This is a genomic window from Petralouisia muris, assembly GCF_004793545.1.
In the GTDB taxonomy this organism is placed as follows: Bacteria; Bacillota; Clostridia; order Lachnospirales; family Lachnospiraceae; genus Petralouisia; species Petralouisia muris.
This window is the reverse complement of sequence record NZ_SRYA01000123.1, coordinates 1-8,129: the sequence shown is the minus strand read 5'-3', so window position 1 is coordinate 8,129 and position 8,129 is coordinate 1. Positions and strand designations below refer to the sequence as shown.

10 protein-coding genes and 1 pseudogene are annotated in these 8,129 nt (G+C 43.1%); all 11 read left to right on the top strand.

Annotation, left to right across the window (positions count from 1 at the left end; genetic code table 11):
* Positions 1 to 111 precede the first annotated feature (111 nt).
* Positions 112 to 486 (top strand): TnpV protein, encoded by a 375-nt coding sequence (locus E5329_RS27175; protein WP_135992305.1) that lies wholly within the window; start codon positions 112 to 114, stop codon positions 484 to 486.
* A 142-nt stretch (positions 487 to 628) separates the two neighbouring features.
* A complete protein-coding gene (locus tag E5329_RS27170; RefSeq protein WP_135992304.1) occupies positions 629 to 1,201 on the top strand; it encodes a TetR/AcrR family transcriptional regulator in 573 nt (190 codons plus the stop codon).
* A 24-nt stretch (positions 1,202 to 1,225) separates the two neighbouring features.
* Positions 1,226 to 2,206, top strand: a pseudogene (locus tag E5329_RS27165) (serine hydrolase domain-containing protein); the annotation flags it as partial.
* A 411-nt stretch (positions 2,207 to 2,617) separates the two neighbouring features.
* Positions 2,618 to 2,779, top strand: coding sequence for a cysteine-rich KTR domain-containing protein (locus tag E5329_RS30165; protein ID WP_168356794.1), 162 nt, complete (start codon positions 2,618 to 2,620; stop codon positions 2,777 to 2,779).
* 24 nt (positions 2,780 to 2,803) lie between these two features.
* The gene (locus tag E5329_RS27160) at positions 2,804 to 3,304 is read left to right on the top strand and encodes a YbhB/YbcL family Raf kinase inhibitor-like protein (RefSeq protein ID WP_275443804.1); all 501 of its coding nucleotides are present in this window, start codon (positions 2,804 to 2,806) and stop codon (positions 3,302 to 3,304) included.
* Positions 3,305 to 3,848: 544 nt separating this feature from the next.
* Complete coding sequence (locus E5329_RS27155; protein WP_275443803.1) at positions 3,849 to 4,358, top strand: sigma-70 family RNA polymerase sigma factor; 510 nt, start codon at positions 3,849 to 3,851, stop codon at positions 4,356 to 4,358.
* Between the two features lie 92 nt (positions 4,359 to 4,450).
* The gene (locus E5329_RS27150; protein WP_135992301.1) at positions 4,451 to 4,876 is read left to right on the top strand and encodes an RNA polymerase sigma factor; all 426 of its coding nucleotides are present in this window, start codon (positions 4,451 to 4,453) and stop codon (positions 4,874 to 4,876) included.
* A gap of 83 nt (positions 4,877 to 4,959) precedes the next feature.
* Positions 4,960 to 5,433, top strand: a complete 474-nt coding sequence (locus E5329_RS27145; RefSeq protein WP_135992300.1) for an RNA polymerase sigma factor — start codon at positions 4,960 to 4,962, stop codon at positions 5,431 to 5,433.
* A 154-nt stretch (positions 5,434 to 5,587) separates the two neighbouring features.
* Positions 5,588 to 6,583 (top strand): AAA family ATPase, encoded by a 996-nt coding sequence (locus E5329_RS27140; RefSeq protein ID WP_135992299.1) that lies wholly within the window; start codon positions 5,588 to 5,590, stop codon positions 6,581 to 6,583.
* Positions 6,584 to 6,994: 411 nt separating this feature from the next.
* Positions 6,995 to 7,960 (top strand): MobV family relaxase, encoded by a 966-nt coding sequence (gene mobV / locus E5329_RS27135; RefSeq protein ID WP_135992298.1) that lies wholly within the window; start codon positions 6,995 to 6,997, stop codon positions 7,958 to 7,960.
* An 8-nt stretch (positions 7,961 to 7,968) separates the two neighbouring features.
* Positions 7,969 to 8,129, top strand: a 161-nt coding sequence (locus E5329_RS27130) for a ParB N-terminal domain-containing protein (RefSeq protein ID WP_168356793.1), incomplete at its 3' end; no start/stop codon positions are given.

Below are 8,129 nucleotides of genomic sequence, written 5' to 3'. Positions count from 1 at the left end.
GCACCCAGACATATATCAGTACGGATACGGAGCTGCTCCGCCAGTGCGCATTGGATGTAGGACGGATTTTGCGGACATTCAAAATAAAAAAGAATGTAGAGGTAACAGACAATGGCAAAATCATTATTTAAGGAACTGGGTGGCAAACACGAAAGGCAAGGCGATTATCTAATACCGTGTATAGCTTTACCCGCCGAAGAAGAACAGCCGATAGGCACATGGGGGCAGCGGCATTTTGATTATTTGAAGCAGTACCGCAAGGTTACATACACCAATCTTCTCACAAGCGGCAGGCTCAACGCTTATCTTGCCGACATTGACAGGCAGGCGCAGGAACGCTTTGAAAGGCTCATAGAGGGCATGAAACAAGGACAGGGCATAACGGAACGCCTAAAGGAAGAAAACGCCTTAGAATGGACAGGGCGGCTCAACAACATAAGGGCTTGTGCGAGAGAAATTGTGAATAGGGAAATTATCTACGTATAATAGAATGGCGATGGAGTATAAGAAGCTCTATCGCCTTTTTATAACAAGGTTATAGTAAATGGTGCAGCATGAGATAGCCCTTGACTTAACTAATCTAATTTGTTAAAATATAAATCTGATTAAGTATATGGGAGGTGCTATTTTGCCTAAAACAAAAATAGATAAAGAATTGGTTATCAAAGAAGCTGCATATATAGCGAATAAAATGGGCATAGAAAATCTTTCGTTGAAAACACTCGCAGCACAATTAGGTGTTAAGTCACCATCACTTTATAATCATGTTGATGGACTTGATGACCTAAAACAGCAGATTATGCTTTATGGGTGGAAGGAAATGGAAGATAGAATTATCCAAGTTGTAATAGGACTTACTGGATATGATGCAATTAGAGCTATGTGCCACGCTTTCCATAAGTATGCAACAGAAAACCAAGGGGTTTTCAGTGCTATGCTTTGGTACAACCAATTTGAAAATGAACAGACCAGAGAAGTAACTTCAAAGATGTTTTCGGTATTCTTCAAAATAACTAAATCACTGAATATTTCGCAAGATAATTGCTCTCACTTAGTTAGAATGTTTAGAGGGTTTTTAGAGGGATTTGCATTACTTGAAAATCATCGTGCCTTTGGGAATGTACAGTCAATAGAAGATAGTTTTAATTTGTCAATAGATATTTTGATTGAAGGGATGAAAAAATTAGAGGAGAAATGGTAGCATAATGGCATATCAGTAAAAAATATGAAAAGAAAAATTAAAAAAGCTATTTGCGTAATGATATTGCTGGCTTATGCCATCACATTTGGAAATAATACGGTTTTGGCAAACACAAATGTGAAATATGATAATATTGACAACCAATTAAAGAGGGAACTGGATGAATTACATATCCCGGGAATGGCAGTTACCATTGTAGATTCAAAAGAAGTTCTGCTTGCTGAAACTTATGGAAATTGTAAAAGCATAGATACACCTTTTATTATAGGGTCTATAAGCAAATCATTTACTGCGTTAGCCATTATGCGGCTTGTGGAAGAAGATAAAATTGATTTAGACGAAAAAATTTCGGCTTATATTGACCCCTCAGCTTATTTTATAAATGAATCAGATGGAGATAGAATCACAGTAAGACAGCTTTTGAACCAGACAGGCGGCTTAGGCACATATCAGCGTTTTGGCAATGCAAAAATAACAGAGAGTTACGGTCAGCATCAATATGCAAATATCAATTATGGCTTGTTGGGCGAGATTATAGAAGCAGTCAGTGGAGTTAGTTATTCTGAGTATATGAATAAAAAAATTTTTCTGCCTCTACATATGGAACACACGGCGGCGACACTTGAACAAAGTAAAGAAAATGGATTAATCAGAGGGTATCAAAATTATTTCGGGTTTCCGATTGCAGAGGAGCCAGACTATCCCGATGAACATTCGTGGTCTACCGTTCCAGCAGGTTATTTGAGTTCCAGCGTATCAGATATGGCAAAGTATTTGCAGATGTATCTAAACGGGGGAATGGGAATTATCAGTCAAGACAGCTTAAACACTATGTTTTATGAGAATGTATATGTAGATGATAATACGCCCTATTATTACGGAATGGGATGGACTTTGACAGAAGAATATACAGAGCCTGTATTGGGGCATTCTGGATTGGTTGAGAATTATATTTCAAATATGTTGTTGCTACCAGAAAGCGGATTAGGAATCGTCATTCTTATTAATATGAATGACTATCTGGTTACCAATCAGTTGGCAGATATTATAAGCAAAAATGTGATATTTGCTATTTTGGGTAAAGAGCAATATAAAGTATCTGGCAACCCATATATTGTAAGGCATTTGTTGCTGAATGTGGCATATTTTGCGTTATTAACAACAGCAGTATATCCAATAGCAACAATAAAAAAATGGAAGAAAAAGAAACGGACAAAACCGTTGACCGCTTTTGATATTATAAGACATGGTATATTACCGCTACTTTTACTTTGCTTGCCCGAAATGATTGGTGTTCCAATATGGGTGATATGGTATTTTGTAAAAGATGTATGTGTTGTTTTGTTGGTAAGTTCAAGTTTGCTTTTTTCAGTAGGATTATACAAGATATTTTATAGGATACATTGGAGGATGAAAATGGAAAAATTTGAATGGATACGTTGTCCCGTATGTGGAAATAAAACTCGAAACAGGATAAAAGAAGATACAGAACTGAAGAATTTCCCCCTTTACTGCCCGAAATGTAAACATGAAAGTTTGATAGAAGTAAAGGATTTGCAAATAACCGTTATCAAGTAATTGGATACTAAGTGAAGCTGAAGAATGAAATCAAAAACAGAAAGGTTAGAAAATGATATGGAAAGTAATATTCTTGAATTTGAATGTGTAGGGTTAAATGATGGTGGAAAATTCCCTATTGAGAATACAGGCAGAGGGCAAGATATTTCACCAGAATTTATCATTCAGAATCTAAATACAAATGCAGTTACTTTGATGATTACGCTTGAGGACTTGAGCCATCCGATAAAGGGATTTACGCATTGGATTATTTGGAATATTCCTGCAACAGATAAAATTATAAAAGCAATTCCGTCAGGGAAATCAATATCTTCATTACAAGGTGCGATACAAGGAATTGGGTATGGCTTTCATTGTTATGCAGGACCGAAACCGCCTAAAGGAAAATCTCACAAGTATTGCTTTACTGTTTATGTATTAGATTGTAAACTTGATTTGTCCCCCGTTTCTTTCAAACGAAAAGTTTTGAGTAAGGCTAATCGCCATATTATTCAGAAAGGAAGAATTTATGGGTATTTTGAATAAATAAGCATGGAATACGTTGATAAAAGAGCCAGACGCACAGACGCAGAGCCGATGAACGTGTGAAATAAAATCACAGTTCGTTGGCTCTATTTTATTTCATAAGGTTTTAAGGCAAACGCCCACCATATAAAAAAACGGTGTTATGGTGGGCGGTATTGCTATGCCCGAAAAGACTTAACAGACACTCTCCAGACCTGTTTTGAAGTTTGGAGGGATTTTTTAATGTCCTTTTTTCGGGCAGTATCCTATCTGCTCATACAACGCAGAGTTAATCCATATATAGCATATCGGGGAATGGCAGGAAGCCAGTTAAAAAAATCCCTGTTTATGCAACGCTACTTCTCACCATGAAACCAGAAGTAGAATCTCCACTTAACAGAATATATATCTCCTATAACCGTAGAGGTCACAGTGCCTTTGCGGTTTTTCTTTTGTCGTTTTTTATCAGATTATGCCGCAGGGCTGTATGTGGTATTCATTGCCGCTCCCCGCCCTCTCCATCTGGATTTTAGCATTTCAAAAATTCAGATGGGAGGTACTTACGGTGAAGTATGCACCAAGAAAAGTATATATCAGAGAGAATAGCGGCTATGTGGAACTGTCCTATCGGGATTTCTGCCGCCGCAGGCAAGCCGACCAGAGCTACATGGACAAGCTGTTTATCCCCGTGCAAGGCTGCCTGCTTGAAGTCGTGCGGGAACAGTATGCAGATTTTTACAAGGATAAAGAACGGTGGCGTTATCTGAAAAAATTGGACACCAAAAACGGTCTGCTGTCGTTGGATGGCTTTACAGACAGTGAAGGCAATGTCATTGACTTCATAGTTGATGAAGCAGTGGACGTTATAGAATCCGCTGTCCATGTGGTGATGGCGGAAAGGCTGAAAACTGCCCTGTCTTTGCTCTCGGACAGTGAGCAGGCATTAGTAAAGGCAATATTCTATGAAGAACTTTCCGAGAGGGAAGTCGGATTGCGATTAGACATAACACAGAGCGTTGTCAACAAACGCAAAGCCAAAATCCTTGCGAAGTTGAGAAGGATGTTAGAAAACTAAATTTTATGGCGTTCAGCCCCCTTGTTTTTTCCTTTGGGAAAATGAGGGGGCTTTTCTTGCCCTCTCAATCAATTTCGATTGGAGGAAATAAGATGGCATACAACCACGGATGGGAGGACAGGAAATGGCGTATCTGGAAAGAAGCGGAAGAAAAGATTTTGCGTGAGTGTGGCGTTGACGAAGCGGTCATTGAGCAAATCCGCACAGACGACAGGGCAGATTTTAATTCCAACAGGCGGTTTTACCGATGGGCGAGCGACTTCGGCGAGTACCTTGAGGGCATAGCGGATAGGGAGAAGCAGGCGGAGGTAAAGTCTGTTTCTGATTTACTGGACGAGATTGAGGACGAAACTCTGTACCTTACCTTAATCACGGTAGATAAACGCACGTTACAAATCGTCCTGCTGAAAATGCAAGGCTATTCCACAAAGGAGATTGCCCCGCTTGTGCATTTAACGGCAGGGGCTATTTATGCGAGGTTAAACCATCTGCGGAAGAAGCTGCGGAAAATTTTATAAGCGTCTCATATATCCTGCTTTCCTATGGGCTATCGGGTGGGGAGAGAAAAACTCTCTCCTACTTTTTAGCAGGAGGAAAGGAAATGGCATACGGGGCAAAGGCGTACACGCTTCGGGAGGAATCCACGGAAAGCGGCACAAAGTATTTTATCAGCTTTAAGGACGGGCAGGGGGAACACCACGAACTGGAAGTGTCAGAACAGCTATTCTTTGAATTTAGGCAGATGGAAAGGAAGAACAGAAACCTTCAGCAATGGAATCAGCGGCACAGGGAGTTTAATGAGGTATGGGACGAAACGCTTTACAGACGTGCGTTAAGAGTGCCTAAAACGCTTGATGAAAGAATGATTGAAAAAGAACGGAATGAACTGTTTTACAAAGCTGTTGCCCGACTGCCAGAGATACAAAGACGGCGTTTCCTGCTGTACTACGAGTATGATTTCAACTTTTATCAGATAGCCGAGATAGAGCATTGCACCGCTTCCGCAATTCAGAAGTCTGTTTCGGTTGCGAGGGAAAAGGTAAAGGCAGAAATGAAGAAGTATCTCCAACCTTGACTATTACCGCCCGAAAAAGGAATCCGCTTTTTATCGGTGTGGCATTGGTAGCATTACATACTCTCACTTTCTTTTTGTGGGAGTAAATCCATTTTAAGGAGGTCAACGCTTATGTGCAGCAAAACAAAAGACAACACCCGAAAGGAGGAAAGTCATGCAGAAGTTACAGACAGTCAATGCCGACACGCTCCTCTATGAGCCGCTTGAGAAGCCGCCCTTTGTGGTGGATGGTCTGATACCCACGGGTTTAATTCTGTTCTGCGGCTCACAGAAAATCGGCAAGAGCTGGCTCATGTTAAAACTCTGCCTATGCGTGTCGCAGGGAATCCCCTTATGGGATATGCCGACACGGGAGGGCGATGTGCTTTACCTCTGCCTTGAGGACACGTTCTGCCGCATACAAGACAGGCTGTTCCGCTTGACGGACGAAGCAAGCGAGCGGCTCCACTTTGCCGTGGCGAGCGATAAGCTGTCGGACGGTCTTATCGTGCAGTTGGAAGATTATTTAAAAGAATATCCAGACAGCAGGCTCATTGTGATTGACACCTTGCAGAAAGTCCGCACCGCATCCAAAGACAACGCCTATGCAAGCGATTACGGGGACATCTCCCTTATCAAAGACTTTGCCGACAGGCATTCTCTTGCGGTCATTGTCGTCCACCACATCCGAAAGCAGAATGACAGCGACGTGTTCAACAAAGTGTCTGGCACGACGGGATTGACTGGAAGTGCGGACGCAACATTTGTTCTGGAACAGGAAAACCGTGCGTCCAATGCCGCCAAGCTGTATGTGACGGGCAGGGACACGCCCTATCAGGAGTTCACGCTCCGTTTCCGTGATTGCAGTTGGGAACTGGTGGAGCGGAAAGAGCAGGAACAGATTGAAAGGGAATCCATACCAGACATTCTTTTTCGGTTGGTGAAGTTTATGCAGGGCAGGGAGGAATGGACTGGAACAGCAACGGAGCTTCTGGAGCAGATGGGGGAAACGGGAATGCCTCCCAACATCATGACGAAGCGGCTCAATGAATACCGTGCCAGTTTCCTAAGCGAAAACAATATCCGTTACGGCTACCACAGGAAGAAAGGGTGCAGGGAGATTTCCCTCACAAGGCGGTCGGGTGACGGTGGTGACGGTGATGACGGTTAGATTGGGATACCCCCTGCTGCTGTCACAGTCATAGCAAATGTATGTAAAATCGGCGGTTCTGCCCTTCGGGAGAACACCCCGTAAACGCAAAATGCAGGCGTGGGCATTACTCGCCCTTTTCGGCTCGTAAAGCCGCCCCCTGCGGTCAGAAAAATCCTCCGATTTTTCCGACTGCGTTTACAGGGTGTAACACACTACACTTTGCCCTGCAAAGTCGTGTGCCAGACGTTCCCTCTGGACTCCCTTAATGCAGGGCTTACGCCCTGCCCATCCTCTGCCTTGCGGCTACGGATGGAAGAATGTGCGGTGACAGTTGGCGGCTCCCGTGGGGGTATCCCAAAAACACCGTCATCATCGTCACCAACCGTCACCCTTTGGAAGATTACCCGCCGAAAGAAAGGAAGATGAACTATGCCCTATGCAATCCTGCGTTTCCAGAAACGCAAAGCAGGCGGCGTTGCGGCTTGCGAACGCCACAACGAGCGGAAGAAAGAAGCCTACAAAAGCAACCCAGATATTGATATGGAACGCTCTAAATACAATTACCACCTCATAGCACCGCCAAAGTACACCTACAAAAAAGAGATAAACCGAATGGTAGCCGAAGCGGGCTGTAAAGTGAGGAAAGACAGCGTGATGATGGTGGAAACGCTCATCACAGCTTCACCCGAATTTATGAACCAGTTGCCGCCCGAAGAACAAAAAGACTATTTCCAGACAGCTCTTGACTTCATTTCGAAGCGTGTGGGAAAGCAGAATATCCTCTCCGCAGTCGTCCACATGGACGAAAAAACACCCCATATGCACCTATGCTTTGTACCCATTACTTTTGACAACAAGCTGTCAGCGAAATCCATCTTAGGCAACCAGAAATCCTTATCCGAGTGGCAGACCGCTTACCATGAGCGTATGTCCGCACGGTGGAATCAGCTTGAAAGAGGTCAGTCCTCTATGGAAACCAGACGGAAGCATATCCCCACATGGCTCTATAAATTAGGCGGCAGACTGGATAAACAGTATGAAGAAATCGTGTCTGCCCTCTCTAACATTAACGCCTTTAACGCAGGGAAAAAGCGTGACAAGGCTCTGGAACTGATTGCGGCATGGCTCCCAGACGTGGAGAAATTCTCTAAGGAAATCGGAAAACAGCAGACGTATATTAACAGCTTGAAAGAGAGAATCGGGCAGGAATCCAATTATGCGGGGCGTATGCGTAATGAAAAGTACGAGCAGGAGTTAAAGGTACAGAAAGCCAACCAGAAGATATTTGAATTGCAGAGAACCAACGAGCAGATGGGGCGGCTACTATCTAAAATCCCGCCAGAAGTATTAGAGGAATTACAACGAACAGGCAAAACCAGACCAAAAGAAAGGTAGAAATGTGAATGAAGAAACAGGATTTTAAGGTATTAAAGACCGCAGATTTATATCCGTTTCCCGACAATCCTTTTCATGTGGTGGAGGATGAAATGTTGTCAGAGTTAGCGGAAAGCATTAAGGAGTTTGGAATCGTAACGCCGATAATCACACGCCCGAAAGAGGACGG

Excerpts from the sequence above, each read along its gene's own strand:
- E5329_RS27145 (WP_135992300.1), top strand. The coding sequence starts at position 4,960 with ATGGCATACGGGGCAAAGGCGTACACGCTTCGGGAGGAATCCACGGAA.
- mobV (WP_135992298.1), top strand. The coding sequence starts at position 6,995 with ATGCCCTATGCAATCCTGCGTTTCCAGAAACGCAAAGCAGGCGGCGTT.
- E5329_RS27160 (WP_275443804.1), top strand. The coding sequence starts at position 2,804 with ATGAAATCAAAAACAGAAAGGTTAGAAAATGATATGGAAAGTAATATT.
- E5329_RS27150 (WP_135992301.1), top strand. The coding sequence starts at position 4,451 with ATGGCATACAACCACGGATGGGAGGACAGGAAATGGCGTATCTGGAAA.
- E5329_RS27175 (WP_135992305.1), top strand. The coding sequence starts at position 112 with ATGGCAAAATCATTATTTAAGGAACTGGGTGGCAAACACGAAAGGCAA.
- E5329_RS27140 (WP_135992299.1), top strand. The coding sequence starts at position 5,588 with ATGCAGAAGTTACAGACAGTCAATGCCGACACGCTCCTCTATGAGCCG.
- E5329_RS30165 (WP_168356794.1), top strand. The coding sequence starts at position 2,618 with ATGGAAAAATTTGAATGGATACGTTGTCCCGTATGTGGAAATAAAACT.